The following is a 19,536-nucleotide window of genomic DNA, read 5'->3' as shown; positions in this document are numbered from 1 at the left end:
GCTCATGTTTTTCCAGCAGACGACGGAAGTTGAGAATCGTGGTTTCGTCCGGGACTCGCTCCAGACTCAGACCCGAAAACTGGCGCAGGATGGTCGTCTCATACAACGCTTCCTCCATCGCCGGATCGCTGTAGCCGAACCAGTTCTGCATCAGATGCACGCGCAGCATCGACATCAGTGGATAGGCCGGACGACCACCTTCGCCCTTCGGATAGTGCGGCTCGATCAGGGCGATCAAGCCTTTCCAAGGCACTACCTGATCCATCTCGATCAGGAACAACTCCTTGCGGGTCTGCTTGCGCTTGCCGGCGTACTCGGCATCGGCGAAGGTCATCTGTTTCATCATTGAAAAGCTCGGCGACTGGTGTCCGGTGATTTTGCCTAATCAGGAAGTCTTTTTCAGAGTTTCCTTAGGAAAACCGTGAACAGACCATGATTATGAGTTTACCCATAATCATGGTCTGTTCACGCTTGCCCTGCTCACACCAATTTTCAGCTGCAAACGGGTTGAGCTATTGACCTATTCAACGGCCGAGCGGCTGTTGCGCCAGAACAGGTACGCCAACCCCACCGGCGCTACGAAAATCGCGAACGACCAGCACATGGCCATGGTGAAAACCTTCACCATCAGCATGAACAGTGCATTCACGAAAAAAACATTGTTGCCCATGATGTAGCCAACAACGCTTTCGTAGACGAACCGAGAGTACGGATAAAGCAATGTGTTGATGATCGCCAACACAATCAGCCCAGGCTTCGCACCGATTCCTGCAGGACTGTTGGCCGCCAGGGAGATGATCATCGCAGTAAACACCAGCCCAAAAAGAAACTGGCGGATGTAGTAGCTGGTCGTAAGGCCGCCAAAAGTCTTGGCGAAAAATGAGTGCATAAGAGATCCCTCTAGAATGCGGGTTTAAACGAGGCGCCACCATACCAGCATCATTTATTCACGCAAGATCAAACAGGCTCAGACTGATCGGAAGAAGGCCGCAATTCGACGTTCAACGCTTTGGCATGGTCAAAAATCCCATCGTATGCTGAGGCGTCCCCATCAGCGCACCAATAGTGTCGAAAATGAACTGTGCAGCCTCTGGAAACTGACCTATGAAAGAAGAATGCGAGTTCAGCACGGCCAAGCGTGGTCCCGTTACGAGCAGCGAAGGAAAAACCCGCATCACCCTTATGTTTGATGATGAAGTGATCAAGGCCGCTCGCGAGCGAGCTGAAAATGTCAGCGCTGGATATCAAACCGTCATCAACCATCTACTGCGCCAGGGCCTGCTATCTGAGACTGCTCACAATCTGGAATAGTCAGCCCAAAAGCGGACCCGTACCGTCAAACCTGATTCGTCGAGGCCACAACATAGGCCATGCCTGCGGGATGGGCTATAATCCGCCCACCAGCGCGATTTGAGGTCCAGCCCCATGGGCAATGTCAGCCTTGAAACCAAAAAAGCCTATGCCGCCAGGACGCGTAGATCCAACTACGCGGCCAGCCTCCGTCTGGAAGGCTTCAAAGTGACCTTTGTAGACGGCGAACGCAAAATGCCAACGCGTGAAGAGGTCTTGAAAGCCTTCACCCAGACCAGAACCTGATGCCTGACAAATATGGGGTCGGTGAAGACGCTTATTGCTACCCCGGCTCCGCGGTCCTTCGCAACAAACTCGATATCCATGACGAACCGACCCTGAGCGAAGCTGAACAACAGCTCTCGGCCATCGCAGCGGACAACGTCGAATTCAGCCCGCCCCCCTACAGCCTGGCCTACCTCCAAAACATTCATCGTATTCTCTTTTCGGACCTGTTCGAATGGGCCGGAGAACTGCGCACCGTCGGCATCTCCAAACAAGCCACCCGCTTTTGCCAACCTCAGTACATGGAGAAGGAAGCCAGCAAGCTATTCACGGCCATGGCCGCGGCAAACTGGTTCGAGGACATGGAACGAGCTGAGCTGATAGTCGCTGTAGCAGAGGTCTATTCCGACATCAACGTCGTACACCCCTTCCGCGAAGGCAACGGTCGTGCGCAACGCATTCTGTTTGAACACCTCATCATGAATGCCGGGTTTGAAATCAGTTGGTGGGGAATTGAGAAGGACGAGTGGATCTACGCCAATATCGCGGCGTACAACTGCGTCATGGAGCCTATGGAGCAAGTTTTTGAAAAATGCATTGGCAAGGCTATTCAGCCATGAAAACGTGACCTCTATTCCCTGATAGACGCTCGTCCATTCCCCTCGCCCGATCCAGACAGTTCGATACCCTCACTCACTGTAATACCCTCTCTCCGCGCTTTAGTGTTGCACCGATAATGGATTGGGCGCGCTAACCGTCCAGCCTCTGTAAATAAAGGTCCAATAGGCCTATTCCACCTCCTTCGCACCAATCTCGTACCATCAACATTCGCCAGCCACCCAATACGACCTCATTTCTCATCCGCTCTAGCAAAGCTGAATCACCCGTTCTCCGCTCCAACCATGAGCGCTGTCGCTGCGATGCTTGTGCTCGTAGTATGCAGTCGGCTAATTGGACAAGTAAAAAATCATTGCTCAGTGGATTGAGCGAAACATGTCCCATTTGAACTGGCGTACGAACTCTTCGAGGTGGTTCTGCACGACGCGATGGAGAAAAAGGGCACGGATTTACTATACCGTTACCGAGACAAAGCTAATCAGCAGACAACAAAAAGCCGCTTCATCGGCGGCTAATTATTTGGCGAATAATATTTGGCGACTAAGCCTTCAGCTCTTCTGGTGTATGCGTCTTGAGCCAATCGGCCAAGGCGGCGTTCATCCGTGTTTGCCAGCCCGGGCCAGAAGTTCTGAATCGCTCCAGCACGTCAGCATCGAAACGAACATTGACGTGCTCTTTAGTGGCTACCGACTTGGGTCGACCACGCTTGGCTTGAGCATTTCCTTTGCCTGAGTTTTGCCAAACAACCCAACAAGCACCTCGCTGGCAGGTTTGGCCTTGGCAAAGTCTTCGGTCGACCATTCGGGGGTTGCCGTATCGACCCTCTTGGGACTGGGTTTCTTGGTCATAATTTCTGACCTCCCGTTTGTTGGCTTTACGAAAGCTGATGACGTGGACCGCGTCACCCCGTGGAGTAAACACTACGACATGCAGCCGATCCCCTATGTACCCCATCGCCCGATAACGACACTCGCCGTCGTCGAGTCGATCATCTTCCAGGATCAATGCTGTAGACCATTCAAAGTCCCGCACGGGGGCAAACGGAAGTCCACGTCCTTCGACGTTGCGAGCGTCTTTGGCTGGGTCATAAGTAATCTGCTTGCAATTATCGCAGCCACATTAAATCGTCAACACAAGGTGTGAGTTGAAACGCTGACCGAGCATGCGCTCTGCCTGGTTGTCATCAAAGATTGAGCGGCTATGCTTGAGAGCCCGCCAAGTACCCGACAAGCATCCCTGATAAACTGCGTACATTCGCCCCGATGAATCAGATTCCCAATGCCCTTACAAACTGCCCCACTCTCCCGCCGCTTCTCCGTCGCACCGATGATGGATTGGACCGACGCCCACTGTCGTTTCTTCCTACGCATCCTCTCCAAACACGCCCTGCTCTACACCGAAATGGTCACCACCGGCGCGCTACTCAACGGCGACCACGAACGCTTCCTGCGCCACCACGAAGCCGAACACCCACTGGCCCTGCAACTGGGCGGCAGTGTCCCGGCCGACCTCGCCGCCTGCGCCCGCATGGCCCAGGAGCACGGCTACGACGAGGTCAACCTTAACGTCGGCTGCCCCAGCGACCGGGTGCAGAACAATATGATCGGCGCCTGCCTGATGGGGCATCCGGATTTGGTGGCTGACTGCGTGAAAGCCATGCGCGATACAGTGTCAACTCCGGTGACGGTCAAGCATCGCATCGGGATCAATGGGCGGGACAGTTACGAGCAGTTGTGTGAGTTTGTCGGGACGGTGCGTGAGGCCGGTTGCACGAGTTTTACCGTGCATGCGCGGATTGCGATTCTGGAGGGGTTGTCGCCGAAGGAGAATCGCGACATCCCGCCGCTGCGTTATGACGTGGCGGCGCGGTTGAAGGCGGATTTTCCGGAGTTGGAGATTGTGCTCAACGGCGGGATCAAGACGTTGGAGGCGTGCCATGAGCATCTGCAGACCTTCGACGGCGTGATGCTGGGGCGCGAGGCTTATCACAACCCGTATCTGCTGGCCGAAGTGGATCAGCAACTGTTCGGCAGCACCACACCGATCATCACCCGTGCCGAGGCGCTGGCGCAGTTGCGACCTTATATCGCCGATCACCTGGCCGCGGGCGGGGCAATGCATCACATCACTCGCCACGTGTTGGGCCTGGGCACCGGGTTCCCGGGTGCGCGGCGGTTTCGGCAGTTGTTGTCGGTGGATATTCACAAAACCAAGGATCCGCTGGCGTTGCTGGATCAGGCGGGGCAGTTGCTGGAAGGGCGCTGACGCACGCAGTTGACGCAATGTTGTTTGTTGGCCACCCGCTACTTGCATTCAATGATCCGATTCAGGAACTCGCCCCAGAGAGGGCTAATATTGGATCCATAACACTCGCGCCTTGCTCCAACAGTATGTAAAACTGTTGTGCCATCACGGATCACAAGGACGAGTATCCCCATGCAAGGGCAACATCCGCTTATTGAAAAGCTTTTTGAATTTGTCCATGCCGAGCGCGATGCGAACCTTCATCAACTCCTGCAAACCTGGCAACGCCCGTTACATCAAAAGCTTGAAAAGGGCCTGACCCAAGGCTTCACGCATCTTGAAAAAGCCGACAAGGCTACTTGTCTTTGGGCGTACCTCGATGACAGCGAATCGCGCTTTCGTGAAGGGGACATGCTGCGCTTGCACTTGGGCGATCCGTCCACAGGGTTGTTGTGCGCCCGAATGACGTTTGAGCGTGAAGAAGACGGCCGTTGGTTACTGAGCGAGAAGCTGGCCAATACAGTCTGGGACAACTATCAGGACGGACCTTGCTACGCCGACATGGACGCGTTGGACCTGACGCCTCGCTATGAAAAGGCCTTGGAAGATATCGCCGATTCGATCAATGCCGATAACATCATTGTCCCGTTGCTCGGCGATGCGCCGGTCATCACATTCAACGACGCAGATCTGGATTACGCTGAAAGTTTCGCCATCAAGAACAAGTGTAACGAGCATCAGGCCCGGGCCGTTGCCATGGCTTTTGCCGCCGAGCAGATTGCTTGCATTCAAGGCCCGCCAGGGACAGGCAAGACCCGTGCTCTGGCACTTATCGTCCAATTGCTGGTAGAGCGTCACGAGCGGGTATTCGTCACCTCCCACACGCACATGGCTATCAATAATGCCCTGACAAAGATTGCCGAGCGAAAAATCCCAACCGTGAAGATTGGTGGCCGCCGGGATGATCTCAGCAAAACCGTTGACTGGGCAAAAACACCCGCCGACTGGGAAAATCTACCGGCGGACGGAAGTGGCTATGTCATTGGCGCGACACCCTTCGCCACCTGCAGCCAGCTGGAGCATTTCAAATTCGACACGGTGATCTTTGACGAAGCCAGTCAGATCACCCTCCCCCTCGCGCTAATGGCCATGCGCAAAGGTAAGCGGTTTATCTTCATCGGAGACCAGCAACAGCTGCCGCCGGTGCTGTTGTCCCAGTCGGTTCTTTCTGGCGAATCGATGTCGATATTTGGTCGCCTCACCTCCCAAACTGCCGACCATACGGTGATGCTCGAAGAAACCTATCGGATGAACCAATGGCTGACCGAATGGCCGAGCAAAAACTATTACAAAGGCAAATTACGGGCAGCGGGCCCTAACAAGGCGCGGCGTTTCAAATACGTTGATGCAGAGGCCCCTATGGACCGCGTATTTGATCCAGACGCAAGCGCCGTCTTTATCCCCACCACAGACAGAACCGCCAAGACCCGCAATTATCGCGATGCCCAGCATGTACTGGAACTCTGTAAGACCGCCCAGTCAATGGGCCTTGCCCTGTCTGATATCGGCATCGTCACACCTTACCGAGCCCAGGGGCGGGCGATTCGAACGCTGTTGGCGCGTAGTTTCGGGCGCGAAATCGCCAGCACCGTTGTGGCGGACACTGTTGAGCGCATGCAGGGACAGGAACGTGAACTGATCATCGTCTCGTTGGCCAGTGGCGATGAGGAGTTCATTGGGGCTGTGGCGGAGTTTTTCTTCCAACCCGAACGATTGAACGTATCCATCACCCGGGCGATGACTAAATTGATCATCATCGGGCCTGAACTGAGCCAAGGAATTGAATGCAGCAACAGCATCACGCAGCAATGGGCCAATGACTATTTGAGCCTGGTCAGTCGATGCCGCAAAGTGGTGCTCACCCCATGACGCTATTTATCCCTGAATGGCAACGCAGCACTGGCGCGCATGTCCACGTCAAACGGGTGTTGCGCAAGCTGGACGACCACCATGTCGTTCGCCAGTGCCTCCCTCGAGAGGCCTGGGCGCCGGACTTTTTCCTTCAGCACGCACAACATCAATGGCTGGCCATTGTGCTGTGTGAACTCTCTTTTGAAACACTGGACCCTGATCAACTGTTCGCGGCTACCGGACAGCAGGCTCTCAAGGAGTTGCTCTCGCGCCTGGAAGCAACCGAGCCCGACGGGATGCCGACCGGGCAGCGGCTCGGCAGGCTGATCGTCATGTGGAACTGCACACCCGACCAGACCAAGCGGCTGTGGCAGCACTACTCAACACCTGATGGCCCACGGCTGATGTCAAAAAACACCTTTATCGAACATGGCCACGAACAACTGCCCAAGTTGCTTAACTCACTGAGCTATGAGGCCAGCGACACGCTCATGGGGCACTACTTTCCAGAAGCGGAAATACCCGCGATATGTACGACGCGCCGGCATTTCTCACGGGATAACTCTGCAAAGACCACTCGATACTTTCTGGACTCACAACAAGAGTGGGCCAGTAAGCTGGATCTGGAACTGCCTGAAGAACAAACGCAAACCTTGAATGATTTTTCGGTGCGTCTGGTCAACGGCGTGGCGGGTAGCGGCAAAACATTGATCGCCGCTAACCGGGCGTTGATCCTGGCAAAGAAATTTCCCGATCAGAAGATATTGATGCTGATCCACAATGTCCCGGTGGTTAAAGACCTCAAGCATCGCTTGAAGAAGGCCAGCCCGGGAGATCTACCGCGCAACCTGACTATCATGACCGCGCTGGCCTGGATACGGCAGCAATGGGTGAATCATTTTGAGCCGCAACCAGAGATGGCATCCCCTATCAAGGTTACAAGCCAGATCGCCCATTACCGAAAAGCCTTTCCGGACCTGAAACCCGGCGATCAACAACTTCTGGATGAGTTCGACTTCATCAATGAATCACTGATCTGCGACGAGCAGAACTATTTGGCTGCTGAGCGCGCTGGCCAAGGGTTTGCCTTGCGCAAGGAAGAACGGGTGCAAGTGTGGTCGCTCTACGGGCAAGTCAATGACGCGCTGAGCAAACAAGGCGCTCGCTTATGGAGTTCATTGTCTCGGGATCTATGTCTCACGAAGCTCGACAAGCTCGATAAATACCAGCATATCCTGGTAGACGAAGCTCAATTCTTTGCGCCGACCTGGTTTCAACTGATCAAGAGCACCTTGACCGACTCCGAGGGCAGCCTGTTTTTATGTGCCGACCCCAACCAGGGCTTTTTGAAAAGCCGACTCAGTTGGAAGCGTGTCGGCTTGGATGTGGCGGGTAAAACAAAGAAACTTCACCACTCCTATCGAACCACTCAAGCCATATTGCGGGCTGCCGGCCTTGTCCTGGCCGAATTCACCCAAACCGACCCGGACGATTATCTGCAACCTGATTTCGACGGCATGGATGAAGGCGTTGCCCCGCTGTTGATCCTATCAGAGACGCCCCAGGATGCGGTCATACAGACCTGCAACGAAATAGTGGGCTACCTGGAAACCCAGCAGATCAATCTATCGAATATGCTGGTTCTGTATGGACGAGATACCAACAAGAAGCTTCTGTTCAAGGCGTTGAGCAAGCGATTCGGTTCGCGCAAAGTCTGGGATCTGAACAGTATGGAGTCTGTACACGTAGACACTGATAACCTACGCGTTTCCAGCCTGGACACCGCAACCGGGCTTGAAGCCAGTGTCGTGTTTCTGTTGGGCCTGGAAAAGCTCATGAAGGAAACGGCCCAGGCGGGAGTACTTTCCGCCCAGGAGTGCGAACAAAACTCGCGAAAACTCTATATGGCAATGACTCGGGCAGGCCAGCGATTGGTCCTGATTTCGACGGCACGTCTGCCAGAGGGTATCGCAGGCTTGTTCCTGAATGCACAGCAACCATGACCGTCAGGCAGTGGTGTTGAACCTGCGCGCTGTTTTGGCATCGTATCTACCGATACTGCCCCGGCCTTTCAAACAGCCGTTTTCAGGTTGTTGCCGCTGGGGCCCGTCGATACCCCTTCCCCTTGAGTGGCAGCCGGCCCTCGGGTAATGTCAACGGACCCATAGGACAGAGCACGCTCATGACTTCCAAGCTGGAACAACTCAAACAATTCACCACCGTCGTGGCCGATACCGGCGACTTCGAGGCCATCGCCCGCGTCAAACCCGTGGACGCTACCACCAACCCTTCCCTGCTGCTCAAGGCCTCGGCCATTCAAGGTTATGCCGAGCAACTGAATGCCTGCGTGGCGGACTGCAAGGGCGATGTGGGCCTGGCCAGCGACCGTTTTGCCGTGGCGGTCGGGCAAGAAATTCTGAAAGTGATCCCAGGGCGTATTTCCACTGAAGTGGACGCGCGCCTGTCGTTCGACACCGAAGCCATGTTGAAGCGTGCCCATCGCCTGATCGATCTGTACGAAAAGGCCGGCATTGGCCGCGAGCGCGTGCTGATCAAGATCGCTTCCACCTGGGAAGGTATTCGCGCCGCCGAGCAGCTGGAACGTGAAGGCATCCAGTGCAACCTGACCCTGCTGTTCTCCTTCGCCCAGGCCGCAGCCTGTGCCGATGCCGGGGTGTTCCTGATTTCGCCGTTCGTGGGCCGTATCTACGACTGGTACAAGAAAGCCAATGGCAACGACTACACCGGCGCTGATGACCCAGGCGTGCAGTCGGTGACGCGCATCTACAACTACTACAAGGCCAATGACTACAAGACCGTGGTCATGGGCGCGAGCTTCCGCAACCTCAACCAAATCGAGCAACTGGCCGGCTGCGACCGCTTGACCGTCAGCCCGGACCTGCTGGAAAAACTGGCCGCCGACGAAGGCAAGCTGGAGCGCAAGCTGGCGCCAGGGCAAGCCGGGGAAGCACGCTTGATCCTCAATGAAGCGCAGTTCCGTTGGTTGTCCAACGAGGACGCCATGGCGACTGAGAAACTGGCAGAAGGTATTCGTCAGTTTGCCCGGGACCAGGAGAAGCTGGAGGCGTTGCTGCAAGCCAAGCTTTGAGCTGATTCACAGCGCATGCAAAAAGGGCGAACCTTGGTGGTTCGCCCTTTTTTATGGGTGTGGCTTCGCGCTGAGGGATCAGCTGGCTGAACCGGCGCTTTCGCGAGCAGCCCCGCTCCCACAGGGGAATTTGGATAGGATTCAGTTTTTGTGACCGGCGCAAGACCTGTGGGACCGGGCTTGCTCGTGAAGGCGTCCGTCAGGCCAATACATGTCCCGAGGTCAAGGCCCTTCCAGCGCATTCACCAGGTCATGGAATGCTTCACGATTGGAATCGTTGAGCCCCATCAGGATCTTGTGGGCTTCGAGCACCTTGATCCGCACTTCTTCTTCGGACTGGTCCTGGTCAGGTAGGTCGTCCAGGCATTCCGGGCACGGCACAGGGTCGCCCACGATGTTGAACACCTGGTCGAAGCCCATCGATTGCAGCAGACGGGTGATGTCGTTGTGGGTGGTGACGACAGTCGGCAGCAGACCGACCTTCTGCCGCGACAGGATCGACAGTTTGGCCAGCAGGCCCAATGTGGTGCTGTCGATGCTGCGGGTTTCGGTCAGGTCGATCACGATGGCGTTGAAATTCAACGAGGTGAAGATCCGCTCAATAGTCGCATCCAGCGCCGAACACAGGGTCAGGCGCACTTCACCGACAAACTTCAGGACAAAGGTGCCGTCCTGCTCGGCGAACTGGATTCTACCGGTACTCATCAAAGGTTCCTGCTCAACACTAACAGGGCGATATCATCCGGCATCTCCCCTAGCGTGCCTAATCCAAACACTTGACGCAAGCCTTCCAGGCTGCCGCCCGCTGCACTCACCCGTTCAGGCAAGGCCGCTTCCTTCTCTTTGAGTGTAGGTTCTTCTGTCAAAAGGTCCAAAATGCCATCAGACATGAGCGTCAGGCTGAATGTCGGCGGCAATTCCAGTACGTGGTCTTCGTAAGTGGCCTCCTTGAACAGGCCCACCGGCAAACCACGCCCTTCCAGGTAACGAACGCTGTCTGGCGTATACAACACAGGCAACGGCAGGTGACCGCCGATGCTATAGGTCAACAAACCAGTCTCCTCGTCGATGACTCCACCGACCATTGTGACGTGTTTGCCCAGCTTACAACTGATCAGGCCTCGGTTGATATGCCCAAGGACTTCCGAAGGTTTGAACTCTGGCAGCGTGCCGTTGCGCTTGGACTCGAACAACAGGCGCGTGGTCATGAATTTCAACAGCACGGTGACGAATGCCGAAGAAGCACCATGGCCGGAAACGTCCGCCAGGTAGAACGCCACTCGCCGCTCGTCGACCCGGAAATAGTCCACGAAATCGCCCGACAGGTACAACGACGGGATGATCTGGTGGGCAAAACGGAAATCGTCGACGGTCCAAGGGCTGACCGGCAGCATGTTCATCTGCACCTGACGCCCGGCGTTCTGGTCTTCCTGCAACAGGTTCAGGCTGGCTTCCAGCTCGCGGTTGGCGGTTTCCAGCTTCTCGCGATAGCGCTGGTTTTCCACCAACAGCCGCGAACGATCCAAGGCCCGGCGTACCGAGTGCTCGAGCACTGCGAGGTCTTCAAGGGGCTTGATCAGGTAATCCGCCGCGCCCAGGCGCAATGCCTCGACCGCGTCGTTCATCACGCCCGCGCCCGAAACCACAATCACCGGGGTCTGCGAGGAAATCTCGGTGACCTGGCGAATGAGTTCGAGTCCGCCCATCTGCGGCATGCGCAGGTCGCAGATGACCAGGTCGGGCTTGTCTTGCTCGAATACCTGAAGACCCTGTTGGCCATTACTGGCCTGCAGGACGCTGAAACCACTGTCTTCCAAGTAGGCGGCGAGACTGGCTCGCACCACTTCGTCATCATCGATTATCAGCAGCGTGGCACTGGTTTTTGGCATGTGGGCAAACGGCGCCAGAATTAGGTTGGCGTAGCGGGCTGGGCCATCTGGCCTTGCACGCACTACTGGATTCGCTTTCTAGCCTCTCTGTCATACCGGCTTCAGGCCTTTGCCCTACACGCCGTTACATCAGAGGTGCCCTTCTAAGGCGCAGACGGTACTCCCATCCGCGGGGCGTTTCAAGCTCATGCAGACAGCCGCTTGCCGTCTTTATTTGTCAAAGTACAGAGAGTTATAAGAACCGAGCGAAGCGTAACTCAATGGAAGGATCAAACCTGCTCAAACACCACGCCAAAGCACAGAAGGCGGCCTTTTGGGCCGCCTTCGTGGTTTTACAGGTCGAAATTAAAAATCGTCTTCGACCTGGCCATCCTTGACCTTGAATTCGCGGTTTTGCAGGTAGGCGTTGCGGATGAAGACGTACTTGTCGCCGCTCACCATCTTCTCGGCCGACAACAGGCTGGCGCGGGTGTCGACGACGTTCAGGCCCCGAATAGAGTTACGCACCGAGACGTTATCGATATAACGATACGGGGCCGTGTAGTCATCGACCAGCTTGGCCGGCGCGTCACGCAGGGTGCTTGGCCCCAGCAACGGCAGCATGACATACGGCCCGCTGCCCATCCCCCAGTAGCCCAGGGTCTGGCCAAAATCCTCATCGTTGCGCTGCAGGCCCATCCGGGTGCCCACATCAAAGAAGCCCAGCAGGCCTAAGGTGGTGTTGAAGATCAACCGGGTGGTGTCGACCCCGGCGGCGGCCGGCTTGGCCTGCAGCACGTTGTTGGCCAGATTGCCCACGTCGCCGATGTTGCGGAACATGTTGTGGATGCCGTCTTCGAGGAACTGCGGCGTCACGTATTGATAACCCTGGGCCAGTGGTTTGAGCGCATAGGTATCGAGGGTGTCGTTAAAGGTAAAGATCGGACGATTGATGCTTTCCCAAGGATCTTCTTCCGTAGCGGCCTGGGTGGCGAACGGAACCAGCAGCACACTGGCAGACAAACATAGCTGAGCTAAACGATGGCTCCAGCGCATAGGGAAAACTCCTTGGATTGTTCAAGCAAGGGCGCCGAGCCCAGGCGGTGAGCGGGCTAGTATAAGACGGAACGCGTGGATAGGCAGCACCGAAAAAACAAGTGGGCCGTAGGACGTTTCCACGACTGGCCCCCTCCATTCCACTGTCACCGGACTGTCATCGAGGTTCTTTAGGCTGCTGGTTATTTCAAGGACGTTCCCATGCCTCGCGCCGAAGCCCTGCCCCTCCTCGCCCCGAGCCTGACCGCCGTACTGTTTGGCCTGAGCGGATGCCTGGTGGATTTCGGCGCGCGCATCCGCCAGCCAGGGGCAGCACCGGATGAGCATGGACAGCCAACACCGGGCGCCCTTGAGAGCTTGCACCACTTGCAGCACCAGGAAATCCCCTGCGCCTGGCTCGATGAATTGCCGCCTGCCGCCTGCCATGCCTTGGCGGCTTCCTTGCCCACGTGGATCAAACCGCCGCAACTTCCAGCAACAAATAATCCTTGGCCGGCGCCGCATGCCTGTTGGCAGGCGCTGATGGCGCTCAATGTCCAGCAACTGGAAGGTTGCGTGTTGGTCAGTGGCGAACCCAGGCTGTTGCAGTCGGGGCTCAACGCCGGCTTGTGGACCATCGGCCTGGCGTCCTGCGGCTCGCTGTGTGGCCTGGCGCCTGGCGAATGGCAGGCGCTGAGCCAACAGGAACGGGAAACCAAGCGCGCCAAGGCCACCGTGCAATTGTTCGGCCTGGGGGTGCATTCGGTGATCGATCACTTGGGCGAACTCGACACTTGCCTGGCGGACATCAGCCTGCGCCGACTCAAAGGCGAGAAGCCATGACCGGGATCATGCAGGGAGCGCGAGGGTAGATTACTCTTAAGGCAAGCCACGGACTTTTGACCCAGCGTCGCGGTCCATGGCTGTGCCTATCAATAAAGGGAGTACGCCAATGCCTGCCCGCGAATTGCAAGAACAGCTCAACAAACTGCGCGAGCAATTGGAACAGAACCCGCCGCTTTCCGGGCCAGAGCGCAAGAATCTGCATCAACTGATGATGCAGCTCGAAGGCGAGATAGAACTGGATAATAAGCTTCAGAATGCTGACCTGGTCGATGGCGTGAACCTGGCCGTCGAGCGCTTCGAACTGGATCACCCTACCATTGCCGGGACCTTGCGCAACATCGTGCAAGCCTTGGGCAACATGGGGATCTGACCCCCTCAAATGCAAAAAAGCCCTGCTATCGCTAGCGGGGCTTTTTCAGTTTTCACGATATGAAATGCAATCCCCTGTGCGAGCTGGCTCGCGATGGCGGCGTGTCAGCTGACATCAATGTCGAATGTGCCGCCCTCATCGCGAGCCAGCTCGCGCCCACAAGAGCTCACTGCCACAAGGAAAGTTTATTGACGGACCAGGCGCTGGTTCGGCAGTTGAACATCTTCAGTACTGCGATACGGGTTGATATCCAGCCCGCCCCGACGCACATACCGCGCGTACACCGTCAGTTTTTCCGGCTTGAGCAACCGCTGCAGGTCGAGAAAGATTCGCTCCACACACTGCTCATGGAAATCCGAATGCTGGCGGAAGCTGACGATGTAGGCCAGCAGGCTGGCCGGGTCCAGGGCCGCGCCGCGATATTCCACCGCCACACTGCCCCAATCTGGCTGGCTGGTCACCGGGCAGTTGGATTTGAGCAGATGGCTGTGCAGGCTTTGCTCGACGATGCGCGAAGCATCACAACGCAGCAGTTCCGGGCGCGGGTGCGCGTAGGAGTCGACGCTGATGTCCAAATCGTCGATGCACGTACCGGGCAGCGCCACAACGCCCTCGCGCTCCACGTCCTTGAGGCTGCGGATCCGCACGCCCACTGCTTTGCCGGCAGCCGCCGACAGGTCCTGGCACAGGGTCGCTTCCAGGCTCGCGGTATCGGCAAACGGAGTCTGATTCAAGGAGTTGAGGTACAGCTTGAAGGATTTGGACTCGATGATGTTCGGTGAGTCCGCCGGGATCGCGAATTCACCGATGGCCACCACCGGCTTGCCGGACGGCAGCAGCCACGACAGCTCGAAGCAGTTCCAGAAATCCACGCCCTTGTACGGCAGGGTCTCGGCCGTCAGGCCCAGTTCCGCCCATTTCGCGGTGCGCGGGATCGGGAACAGCAGTGACGGCGTGTACGTGGCGATGTATTCGCTGGATTTGCCCAGCGGCGAATGTTCGGCTGCGGGATGCATGACGGAAACCTGACTGAAGAATCAGCCGATTCTATCAGCCTTTGCCACAGCCTTTGAGTGCTTACTGACTGACTGTCAGGTCGCCCTTCATCCCGGCCTGGTAGTGGCCGGGAATATTGCAGGCAAACTCCAGGCGCGTGGCCGTGCTGAAGGTCCAGGTCAGCTCGGCGGTCTTGCCTGGCGCCACCAACACGCTGTTGGGGTCATCATGGCGCATGCTCGCCTGGTCGTGACCCATGGCGGCATGATCCATCCCCGGTTTCATCGCGGTTGGCATCAACTGGCCGCTCTGCTGCATCTTGAGCATTTCCTGCTGGTGCTCGGCGTGCATCGCCGCGTTGCCCAGGTTGAATTCGTGGAGCAATTGGCCTTTATTGACCAGAACGAACCGAACCGTCTCGCCCGCCTTGATGTCAAGGGCACCGGGATCGAATGTCATGTCGCCCATCAGCACCTCGATGCTGCGACTGGCCTTGACCGCTGGCGCGGGCTGGCCAAAATCAAAATGGCCCGGCGATGCCCACAACGGCGCACTGAAAGCCAGTGCGCAAGCGGCCAGGATCAAGCGGCTTCCCATCAACATGTCCATACTCCAATCAGATTCAGCGTGTGGGAAACTCTATCGTTGCAGGCCTGCCAGTCGGCTGACAGCTCGATTACAACTTTGTCAGGTTTCGCCACGAACCCGCCTGCCACGGTATAACGCCCTCGTCCCAACCCTGCTTTGAGCTGCCCATGAAACTGCTGATCGTCGAAGACCAAACCAAAACCGGCCAATACCTGCGCCAAGGCCTGGGTGAAGCCGGGTTCAACGCCGACCTGGTGGCCGATGGCATCACTGGCCAGCAACTGGCCTTGAGCGGTGAATACGCCTTGCTGATCCTCGACGTGATGTTGCCCGGCCGCGATGGCTGGCAGATCTTGCAAGCGGTCCGCGGGGCGGGGCTGGATACACCGGTGCTGTTCCTCACCGCGCGGGATGCGATACAGGATCGGGTGCATGGCCTGGAACTGGGCGCCGATGATTATCTGGTCAAGCCCTTTGCCTTTTCCGAGTTGCTGGCTCGGGTGCGCAGCCTGTTGCGGCGAGGAAGCTCGACGCAACAGGAAACCAGTCTGCAACTGGCCGACTTGCGCCTGGACCTGATCCGCCGTCGCGTCGAACGCAGCGGTCGGCGCATCGACCTCACCGCCAAGGAATTCGCCTTGCTGGAAATGCTCCTGCGCCGCCAGGGCGAAGTACTGCCCAAATCGCTGATCGCGTCCCAGGTATGGGACATGAATTTCGACAGCGACACCAACGTCATCGAAGTCGCGATACGACGCCTGCGCATCAAGATTGACGACGACTTCCCCGGCAAACTGATCCATACCGTGCGTGGCATGGGCTATGTGCTGGAAGAGCGCAGCCTATGAGGGGCCAGTGGTCGCTGAGCAGTCGTCTGGCGCTGCTGTTCGCCGCCTGCACTGCAGTGGTGTCATTGTTCGCTGGGGTCTTGTTCAGCCGTGGCAGCGAGGCGCACTTCATCGAGCTGGACCAACAACTGCTCGAAGGCAAGCTGATCGGCCTGCGCCGGGCCCTGCAAGACCTCGACGCTGAGCAGACCCAGGCGCGCCTGGAAGATGAACTGAGCCGTCAGGCCGACCTGGCGCTGCGCATCAAGGGCAGCGATGGTGCACGCTGGTACGACAGCTCGATCCGGATTCCAGCTCAATTGCCAGAGCGTCCCGGCCTGTCGACTCTCAACGATGTCGACACCGATTACCGGGTGTTGAATGCCCCGCTGTATCCCGACCGTGCCAATTCGCCGCAACTGACCCTGTTGCTGGACATCACCCATCACCAGCACTTCCTGCAACGCATGCAGCGCCTGATCTGGCTGACCGTCGGCCTCTCGGCCCTGGCCACCGCCCTGCTGGGTGCCTGGGCCGCCCAACGTGCCTTGCGCCCGTTGCGGCGCATGGGCGCCATTGCCGGCAGCGTCTCGGCCCGCTCCCTCAACGCCCGACTGCCCGAAGAGCAAATGCCCGCCGAATTAGCGGAACTGGCCCACAGCATAAACGCCATGCTCGGACGCCTCGACGACGCGTTTCAGCGGCTCTCAGGGTTTTCTGCCGACATCGCCCATGAATTGCGCACACCGCTGTCGAACCTGCTGACCCACACCCAGGTCACCCTCACCCGCGAACGCCCCCTGGAGGATTACCGCGAGGCGTTGCACAGCAATCTCGAAGAACTGCAATGGATGGCGCAACTGGTCAACGACATGCTGTACCTGGCCAAGGCCGACCACGGCCTGCTAGCGCTCAATCGCGAACCGCTGCAATTGGCCGAGGAAGTGGACGTGCTGCTGGACTTCTTCGCGCCCCTGGCCGAAGACACCGATGTCCGCTTGAGCCGCGAGGGCGATGGCCGCATCGAGGGTGACCGCAACATGTTGCGCCGGGCGCTCTCCAACCTGCTGGACAACGCCCTGCGCTTCACCCCCGTTGACGGCGAAGTGCGGGTGCGCATTGTCGATGAGGCTCGAGGGGTGAACGTAAGTGTGGAAAACAGTGGCGAGGGGATTGCCGCGGACTTGCTGCCGCGCCTGTTCGACCGCTTTTATCGCGCCGACCCGGCGCGCCAGGAGGGCAGCAGCGAACATGCCGGGCTCGGACTGGCCATCACCCGCTCGATCATCCGCGCTCATGGCGGGCAGATCCGTTGTGAATCGGCCGATGGCTGGACGCGGTTCCTGATCGAATTGCCGAAGGGAGATTAAGCCCGACACGCCCCCCCGGTGGGGGGAGGCCTGTAGGAGCTGACGAGTGCAACGAGGCTGCGATCTTTCCCCAGACATTTGAGTCTCAAGCGAAAGATCAAAAGATCGCAGGCTTCGCCAGCTCCTACAGAGCCCAGCGGGAGCAAGCTCCCCCGTCACAGGGATTCAGAATCTGCGACAACCTCAGGAATACCGCAACGCCTGCGCCGGCTCGATCTTCGCCGCACGCCACGCCGGGTACACGGTGGCGAGGAAGCTCAGGATGAACCCGGCCGAGCAGATCAGCAGTACATCACCGCGCTGCAGCTCCGACGGCAGGTTGCTGACGAAGTACACGTCGGAACTGAAAATATGCTGGCCGCTGACCCGTTCCAGCCAGCCCACCAGCGCACTGACGTTCAGCGCCGCGATCACCCCCAGCACGCCGCCAATCAGCGTGCCGACAACGCCGATCACGGTGCCCTGGACCATGAAGATCGCCATGATCTGCCGCGGCGTGGCGCCGATGGTGCGCAGAATCGCGATATCCGCGCCTTTGTCGTTCACCACCATGATCAGGGTGGCGATGATGTTGAACGCCGCCACCGCGACGATCATCAGCAACAGCAAGCCGATCATGGTTTTCTCCATTTTCATGGCACTGAACAGGCTGCCCTGGGTGTGGGTCCAGTCATCGGCCTTGTAGGCCGCGCCAAGGCGGGTGGCGATGTCACCGGAGACCTTCGGCGCCGCGTACAAATCTTTCACCGCCAGGCGCACGCTTTGCACCTGATTCGGCTGCCACTGCTGCATCTGGGCGGCGTCGGCCAGGTGGATCAACGCCATGGAGCCATCCAGTTCGGCGCCCACCTTGAACACACCTACCACATTCAGCCGCTGCATCCGCGGGGTGATGCCGCCGGGGGCACTGCTGACTTCCGGCACGATCAGGGTGATTTTGTCGCCGACGTTCAGACGAAAACGCCGGGCGGTGATTTCGCCGATCACCACGCCAAACTCGCCCGGCTTCAAGGCATCCAGACGCCCTTGGACGATATGCTGGGCGACGATGGACACCTTGCCTTCCTGGGCCGGATCCACGCCACTGATCTGGATCGGCTGCATCGAGCCCCTATGGCTCAGCATCCCTTCCATTTCGGTAAACGGCACGGCGGCGGTCACTTCAGGGTTTTTCAACGCCGCGGCGGCCACCGGCTGCCAATCGTCGATCGGATTGACGCCGACGATAGTGGCGTGGGGCACCATGCCGAGGATGCGCGAGCTCATTTCGCGCTGGAAGCCGTTCATCACCGACAACACCACGATCATTGCCAACACGCCCAGGGCAAGGCCAATCATCGAGGTCATGGAAATGAACGAAACAAAGCGATTGCGGCGCTTGGCGCGGGTATAGCGCGTGCCGATAAAGATCGATAACGGTCTGAACATTCGCGGGGCACCGTATGAAAATAAAAGACCCGACGCTTGCAGCAAGCCCCGGGTTTTGGTCGGTCAGATGGGCGTCAGGCAACCTTCCTGCAAGTGCAGGACGCGGTCCATCTGCCGGGCCAGGTTCATGTCGTGGGTCACCACCAGGAACGCAGTGCGCATCGAGGTGCTGAGTTCCAACATCAAATCCTGGATGCCTTGGGCGGTGTGGGAGTCGAGGTTGCCGGTCGGCTCGTCGAGCATCACCAGGCCTGGCTTGTTGACCAGGGCCCGGGCAATCGCCACGCGCTGGCGCTCACCACCGGACAATTCGGCCGGTTTGTGCTCCAGGCGATGTCCCAGCCCTACCCGCTCGAGCAACGCCGTGGCGCGCTGGCGGGCTTCAGGAATCGCGGTGCGCCCGATCAACAGCGGCATGCAGACGTTTTCCAGCGCGGTGAACTCGGGCAGCAAATGGTGGAACTGGTAGACGAAACCCAGGGAACGGTTGCGCAGCAGGCCACGGGCCTTCTCATTCAGCGCCGAAAGTTCTTCGCCCGCCAACCAGACACCGCCGCAGGTCGGTGTATCCAGGCCGCCCAGCAGGTTGAGCAAGGTACTTTTACCCGACCCAGAGGTGCCGACAATCGCCACGCGCTCGCCAGGATGCAACTCCAGTTGCAGCCCCGACAACACCACCACCGACTCAGGGCCTTCCTCGTAGGATTTGCCCAGGTTGCGACAGCTCAAGATTGCTTTTTCACTCATGCCC

The 19,536-nt window shown here is 58.0% G+C and carries 21 protein-coding genes and 2 pseudogenes; 11 read left to right on the top strand and 12 right to left on the bottom strand.

Annotation, left to right across the window (positions count from 1 at the left end):
* Positions 1 to 343 (bottom strand): transposase (locus tag AACY31_RS11495; protein ID WP_339504479.1); only part of this gene is annotated, 343 nt, incomplete at its 3' end.
* 177 nt (positions 344 to 520) lie between these two features.
* Positions 521 to 889 (bottom strand): hypothetical protein, encoded by a 369-nt coding sequence (locus AACY31_RS11490; protein ID WP_339476931.1) that lies wholly within the window; start codon positions 887 to 889, stop codon positions 521 to 523.
* 215 nt (positions 890 to 1,104) lie between these two features.
* Here AACY31_RS11490 and AACY31_RS11485 point away from each other — a divergent pair, with 215 nt between their 5' ends.
* The 3 genes from AACY31_RS11485 to AACY31_RS11475 all read left to right on the top strand — a co-directional run bounded on the left by AACY31_RS11485 (position 1,105) and on the right by AACY31_RS11475 (position 2,195).
* Positions 1,105 to 1,311 (top strand): BrnA antitoxin family protein, encoded by a 207-nt coding sequence (locus AACY31_RS11485; RefSeq protein ID WP_339476928.1) that lies wholly within the window; start codon positions 1,105 to 1,107, stop codon positions 1,309 to 1,311.
* Positions 1,312 to 1,425: 114 nt separating this feature from the next.
* Positions 1,426 to 1,596 (top strand): YhfG family protein, encoded by a 171-nt coding sequence (locus tag AACY31_RS11480; protein WP_339476925.1) that lies wholly within the window; start codon positions 1,426 to 1,428, stop codon positions 1,594 to 1,596.
* Positions 1,596 to 2,195 carry a putative adenosine monophosphate-protein transferase Fic gene (locus tag AACY31_RS11475; RefSeq protein ID WP_339476922.1) on the top strand — a complete coding sequence of 200 codons (600 nt, stop codon included), beginning with the start codon at positions 1,596 to 1,598 and terminating at the stop codon, positions 2,193 to 2,195. Before AACY31_RS11480 ends, AACY31_RS11475 begins: the two co-directional genes overlap by 1 nt.
* Before the next feature lie 538 nt (positions 2,196 to 2,733).
* Here the strand turns inward: AACY31_RS11475 and AACY31_RS11470 are convergent.
* The 3 genes and pseudogenes from AACY31_RS11470 to AACY31_RS28905 form a co-directional block, all read right to left on the bottom strand.
* Positions 2,734 to 2,844 (bottom strand): annotated as a pseudogene (locus AACY31_RS11470) (BrnA antitoxin family protein); the annotation flags it as partial.
* 32 nt (positions 2,845 to 2,876) lie between these two features.
* On the bottom strand, positions 2,877 to 3,041 hold the full coding sequence (locus tag AACY31_RS11465; protein ID WP_339477081.1) for a hypothetical protein: 165 nt from the start codon (positions 3,039 to 3,041) through the stop codon (positions 2,877 to 2,879).
* A gap of 22 nt (positions 3,042 to 3,063) precedes the next feature.
* A pseudogene (locus AACY31_RS28905) lies at positions 3,064 to 3,288 on the bottom strand (BrnT family toxin); the annotation flags it as partial.
* A gap of 183 nt (positions 3,289 to 3,471) precedes the next feature.
* Here AACY31_RS28905 and dusA point away from each other — a divergent pair.
* From dusA to tal, 4 genes are all read left to right on the top strand, one after another.
* Positions 3,472 to 4,458, top strand: a complete 987-nt coding sequence (dusA, locus tag AACY31_RS11460; protein WP_339476920.1) for a tRNA dihydrouridine(20/20a) synthase DusA — start codon at positions 3,472 to 3,474, stop codon at positions 4,456 to 4,458.
* 171 nt (positions 4,459 to 4,629) lie between these two features.
* Positions 4,630 to 6,366, top strand: a complete 1,737-nt coding sequence (locus tag AACY31_RS11455) for a DEAD/DEAH box helicase (protein WP_339476919.1) — start codon at positions 4,630 to 4,632, stop codon at positions 6,364 to 6,366.
* Complete coding sequence (locus AACY31_RS11450; RefSeq protein WP_339476917.1) at positions 6,363 to 8,351, top strand: UvrD-helicase domain-containing protein; 1,989 nt, start codon at positions 6,363 to 6,365, stop codon at positions 8,349 to 8,351. The genes AACY31_RS11455 and AACY31_RS11450 overlap by 4 nt, the downstream gene beginning before the upstream one ends.
* A gap of 179 nt (positions 8,352 to 8,530) precedes the next feature.
* The gene (tal, locus tag AACY31_RS11445) at positions 8,531 to 9,457 is read left to right on the top strand and encodes a transaldolase (protein ID WP_003199698.1); all 927 of its coding nucleotides are present in this window, start codon (positions 8,531 to 8,533) and stop codon (positions 9,455 to 9,457) included.
* A gap of 222 nt (positions 9,458 to 9,679) precedes the next feature.
* Here the strand turns inward: tal and rssC are convergent, their stop codons facing one another.
* The 3 genes from rssC to AACY31_RS11430 form a co-directional block, all read right to left on the bottom strand.
* Entirely contained in the window at positions 9,680 to 10,162 is a 483-nt protein-coding gene (gene rssC / locus AACY31_RS11440) for an anti-sigma factor antagonist RssC (RefSeq protein WP_028237685.1), read from the bottom strand.
* A complete protein-coding gene (rssB, locus tag AACY31_RS11435) occupies positions 10,162 to 11,346 on the bottom strand; it encodes a two-component system response regulator RssB (RefSeq protein ID WP_339476909.1) in 1,185 nt (394 codons plus the stop codon). Before rssB ends, rssC begins: the two co-directional genes overlap by 1 nt.
* A gap of 345 nt (positions 11,347 to 11,691) precedes the next feature.
* Complete coding sequence (locus AACY31_RS11430) at positions 11,692 to 12,381, bottom strand: MlaA family lipoprotein (protein ID WP_339504476.1); 690 nt, start codon at positions 12,379 to 12,381, stop codon at positions 11,692 to 11,694.
* Between the two features lie 201 nt (positions 12,382 to 12,582).
* Here AACY31_RS11430 and AACY31_RS11425 point away from each other — a divergent pair, with 201 nt between their 5' ends.
* On the top strand, positions 12,583 to 13,203 hold the full coding sequence (locus AACY31_RS11425) for an HAD family phosphatase (protein ID WP_339476905.1): 621 nt from the start codon (positions 12,583 to 12,585) through the stop codon (positions 13,201 to 13,203).
* 109 nt (positions 13,204 to 13,312) lie between these two features.
* On the top strand, positions 13,313 to 13,576 hold the full coding sequence (locus tag AACY31_RS11420; protein ID WP_339476902.1) for a DUF4404 family protein: 264 nt from the start codon (positions 13,313 to 13,315) through the stop codon (positions 13,574 to 13,576).
* Between the two features lie 185 nt (positions 13,577 to 13,761).
* Here the strand turns inward: AACY31_RS11420 and queF are convergent, their stop codons facing one another.
* Both queF and copI read right to left on the bottom strand, forming a co-directional pair.
* Positions 13,762 to 14,592 carry an NADPH-dependent 7-cyano-7-deazaguanine reductase QueF gene (gene queF / locus AACY31_RS11415; protein WP_339476900.1) on the bottom strand — a complete coding sequence of 277 codons (831 nt, stop codon included), beginning with the start codon at positions 14,590 to 14,592 and terminating at the stop codon, positions 13,762 to 13,764.
* 61 nt (positions 14,593 to 14,653) lie between these two features.
* Complete coding sequence (copI, locus tag AACY31_RS11410; protein ID WP_339476898.1) at positions 14,654 to 15,175, bottom strand: copper-resistant cuproprotein CopI; 522 nt, start codon at positions 15,173 to 15,175, stop codon at positions 14,654 to 14,656.
* A gap of 152 nt (positions 15,176 to 15,327) precedes the next feature.
* Here copI and AACY31_RS11405 point away from each other — a divergent pair, with 152 nt between their 5' ends.
* On the top strand, positions 15,328 to 16,008 hold the full coding sequence (locus AACY31_RS11405; RefSeq protein ID WP_339476895.1) for a heavy metal response regulator transcription factor: 681 nt from the start codon (positions 15,328 to 15,330) through the stop codon (positions 16,006 to 16,008).
* On the top strand, positions 16,005 to 17,357 hold the full coding sequence (locus tag AACY31_RS11400; RefSeq protein WP_339476892.1) for a heavy metal sensor histidine kinase: 1,353 nt from the start codon (positions 16,005 to 16,007) through the stop codon (positions 17,355 to 17,357). Before AACY31_RS11405 ends, AACY31_RS11400 begins: the two co-directional genes overlap by 4 nt.
* 183 nt (positions 17,358 to 17,540) lie before the next feature.
* On the opposite strand, the gene AACY31_RS11395 is transcribed toward AACY31_RS11400, so the two are convergent.
* Positions 17,541 to 18,785, bottom strand: coding sequence for a lipoprotein-releasing ABC transporter permease subunit (locus tag AACY31_RS11395; RefSeq protein WP_339476889.1), 1,245 nt, complete (start codon positions 18,783 to 18,785; stop codon positions 17,541 to 17,543).
* Positions 18,786 to 18,848: 63 nt separating this feature from the next.
* Positions 18,849 to 19,532: a lipoprotein-releasing ABC transporter ATP-binding protein LolD gene (gene lolD / locus AACY31_RS11390; RefSeq protein ID WP_339476886.1), complete on the bottom strand. Its 684-nt coding sequence runs from the start codon at positions 19,530 to 19,532 to the stop codon at positions 18,849 to 18,851.
* Between the last annotated feature and the right edge of the window lie 4 nt (positions 19,533 to 19,536).

It is taken from the genome of Pseudomonas sp. RL_105y_Pfl2_101, from assembly GCF_963970585.1.
In the GTDB taxonomy this organism is placed as follows: Bacteria; Pseudomonadota; Gammaproteobacteria; order Pseudomonadales; family Pseudomonadaceae; genus Aquipseudomonas.
Note: the sequence above shows the minus strand (reverse complement) of the source record. Positions and strands in the feature narration are given on the sequence as shown.

Bases quoted from the DNA above. Each gene is read 5' to 3' on its own strand.
- tal (WP_003199698.1), top strand. From the start codon at position 8,531: ATGACTTCCAAGCTGGAACAACTCAAACAATTCACCACCGTCGTGGCC.
- copI (WP_339476898.1), bottom strand. From the start codon at position 15,175: ATGTTGATGGGAAGCCGCTTGATCCTGGCCGCTTGCGCACTGGCTTTC.
- AACY31_RS11425 (WP_339476905.1), top strand. From the start codon at position 12,583: ATGCCTCGCGCCGAAGCCCTGCCCCTCCTCGCCCCGAGCCTGACCGCC.
- AACY31_RS11395 (WP_339476889.1), bottom strand. From the start codon at position 18,785: ATGTTCAGACCGTTATCGATCTTTATCGGCACGCGCTATACCCGCGCC.
- queF (WP_339476900.1), bottom strand. From the start codon at position 14,592: ATGCATCCCGCAGCCGAACATTCGCCGCTGGGCAAATCCAGCGAATAC.
- AACY31_RS11490 (WP_339476931.1), bottom strand. From the start codon at position 889: ATGCACTCATTTTTCGCCAAGACTTTTGGCGGCCTTACGACCAGCTAC.
- AACY31_RS11455 (WP_339476919.1), top strand. From the start codon at position 4,630: ATGCAAGGGCAACATCCGCTTATTGAAAAGCTTTTTGAATTTGTCCAT.
- AACY31_RS11475 (WP_339476922.1), top strand. From the start codon at position 1,596: ATGCCTGACAAATATGGGGTCGGTGAAGACGCTTATTGCTACCCCGGC.
- rssC (WP_028237685.1), bottom strand. From the start codon at position 10,162: ATGAGTACCGGTAGAATCCAGTTCGCCGAGCAGGACGGCACCTTTGTC.
- AACY31_RS11450 (WP_339476917.1), top strand. From the start codon at position 6,363: ATGACGCTATTTATCCCTGAATGGCAACGCAGCACTGGCGCGCATGTC.
- AACY31_RS11465 (WP_339477081.1), bottom strand. From the start codon at position 3,041: ATGACCAAGAAACCCAGTCCCAAGAGGGTCGATACGGCAACCCCCGAA.
- dusA (WP_339476920.1), top strand. From the start codon at position 3,472: ATGCCCTTACAAACTGCCCCACTCTCCCGCCGCTTCTCCGTCGCACCG.
- rssB (WP_339476909.1), bottom strand. From the start codon at position 11,346: ATGCCAAAAACCAGTGCCACGCTGCTGATAATCGATGATGACGAAGTG.
- AACY31_RS11480 (WP_339476925.1), top strand. From the start codon at position 1,426: ATGGGCAATGTCAGCCTTGAAACCAAAAAAGCCTATGCCGCCAGGACG.
- AACY31_RS11420 (WP_339476902.1), top strand. From the start codon at position 13,313: ATGCCTGCCCGCGAATTGCAAGAACAGCTCAACAAACTGCGCGAGCAA.
- AACY31_RS11485 (WP_339476928.1), top strand. From the start codon at position 1,105: ATGAAAGAAGAATGCGAGTTCAGCACGGCCAAGCGTGGTCCCGTTACG.
- AACY31_RS11400 (WP_339476892.1), top strand. From the start codon at position 16,005: ATGAGGGGCCAGTGGTCGCTGAGCAGTCGTCTGGCGCTGCTGTTCGCC.
- AACY31_RS11430 (WP_339504476.1), bottom strand. From the start codon at position 12,381: ATGCGCTGGAGCCATCGTTTAGCTCAGCTATGTTTGTCTGCCAGTGTG.
- lolD (WP_339476886.1), bottom strand. From the start codon at position 19,532: ATGAGTGAAAAAGCAATCTTGAGCTGTCGCAACCTGGGCAAATCCTAC.
- AACY31_RS11405 (WP_339476895.1), top strand. From the start codon at position 15,328: ATGAAACTGCTGATCGTCGAAGACCAAACCAAAACCGGCCAATACCTG.